This is a genomic window from Bartonella sp. TT110JLCBS (genome assembly GCF_042193405.1).
Classification (GTDB): domain Bacteria; phylum Pseudomonadota; class Alphaproteobacteria; order Rhizobiales; family Rhizobiaceae; genus Bartonella.
Genome location: NZ_JBHILT010000091.1, coordinates 1 through 1,652 on the forward strand (window position 1 = coordinate 1; position 1,652 = coordinate 1,652).

The 1,652-nt window shown below is 34.9% G+C and carries 1 protein-coding gene and 3 pseudogenes; 1 reads left to right on the plus strand and 3 read right to left on the minus strand.

Translation table 11 applies throughout. The annotated features are described in order from the left end of the window. The 3 pseudogenes from ssb to ACFILW_RS09650 all read right to left on the minus strand — a co-directional run. Window positions 1-161: pseudogene (gene ssb / locus ACFILW_RS09640) on the minus strand (single-stranded DNA-binding protein); the annotation flags it as partial. A 207-nt stretch (window positions 162-368) separates the two neighbouring features. Then, window positions 369-676 (minus strand): annotated as a pseudogene (locus ACFILW_RS09645) (XRE family transcriptional regulator). An 18-nt stretch (window positions 677-694) separates the two neighbouring features. Further along, a pseudogene (locus ACFILW_RS09650) lies at window positions 695-1,033 on the minus strand (hypothetical protein). Window positions 1,034-1,392: 359 nt separating this feature from the next. On the opposite strand from ACFILW_RS09650, the gene ACFILW_RS09655 reads away from it, so the two are divergent. After that, window positions 1,393-1,652, plus strand: a 260-nt coding sequence (locus ACFILW_RS09655; protein WP_375685705.1) for a YqaJ viral recombinase family protein, incomplete at its 3' end; no start/stop codon positions are given.

Genomic DNA, 1,652 nt, shown 5'->3' on the forward strand with positions numbered 1-1,652 from the left:
AACTGAATGCCATTCTGTTTTTTCTACTTTTTGATTGTTTTTTTATCCGTATAGCTTTCAGAAGTTGCCATACGAAAGTTGACCACCTCGGTTCCAGAATTCATTGTTTTGCTTTCGGGACTAGCACCAAGGTGCCCGATTAATGTCACTTTATTTAGTATGTTTGTAGCCCCATTAGAATAGCAATTTATGCATATAAAATCTTAGCATAATTTGCATATTTATTCAATTACTTCAAAAATGTATTATTGTTTTTTAATATATAAAATTATGTTTGCGGTGTATAAGATAAGGAGATCAAGGTATTCTATTCTGAGAGCACCGTTTTTTTCTACTTTCTCCATGAGTTTTTTGCTCTTTGTCAGATCTTATTGTGAAAGAGACTTCAAAAGTCTAACAAAGGTTCCAGAAACTTCATGGTTAAGTGTATCAGAAGAGTTCATTGTAAAATTCTTACGACAAATATAAGCTTCTTTTTTTAAGAGAGAAACTATATCCTGATCTAAAGCGTACAGCTTGATAATTTTTTATTCCATTCCTACAGAAACAGATTTTTACCAATTTTTACAGAAGATAAAAATGCTATAGATACGCCTAATTTCTCAGCCATATCTAATAGACGCTCTATCCGATCAATACGAATTTTACATAAGGTTTTGCCAAATGGTGTAAGCATGTGATTAAAGCTCCTAATTCATACAATTAAACTGTTTTCGGTAATTTTTAGGCTTTTGTTGATCTCATCTATAAGAGGCTCGTAATTGAGAACGTTTTTCGGAACAGCTCCTCCATAAGCCCATGCTTTTACCTGCGCTTTGGTGCTAAAATTTGCCTTTTTGGGTACGGTGTAATACTGACCACCATCAAATTTTTCACATTCTCTTGTGACGTCTTCATATTCTTATTCTTAGAGGTTGTAAAAATACTCTGCCGCTCCGTCTCCCCAAGGAACATAACCAACAGCTGTTGCAACAAACTCTTTTTGCATTGGCTGTTTACGCTTTTTTAAGAACAGGTCTTTTAATATTCTCATGTTTTTAGTCCATAATTTTACCAATAGGTTAATTTACCTTAAATTTGACCGTACAGAGCGTTTTTATATTGCGATTTTTATCATAAAATCTTTAAATCGCTTTGTACGGTACCTTTTTGTCGATTTAAACGCACATCTAATCACAAAACCATCAGCACTTTTCACTATTTTGCTGTTTTAGCCACTTTTGAATTGCTACTGTTATGTTGCTCTTCACTAGTTTTGCCTATTCTCACGAATGAAATGCGCTTGCCTCCTAAAGCCAAATTACGGGTATTTTCACACTGCTATAAAAACTTTTTCAGTAGCACCATAAAGCCTGCTTTCTAAATCGCGACAATACTGCGCAAGATTAGCACATGAGGGAACAAACGACAGAAGAATGGTTTCAAGCGCGCTTGGGTAAAGTCACTGCTTCAAACGTTTACAAAGTACTGAGTAAGACAGCAAAAGGTTTGCCTACAAGCAAATATGAAGACTACAAAATCAAACTCATGACAGAACGCTTAATAGAGGAAATAAGCCAATCTTATACAACACCTGCTATGCAATGGGGCATTGAACATGAAGAGAATGCCTTAAGAGAATATGAATTCATTTATGACGCAGAAGTCACAAG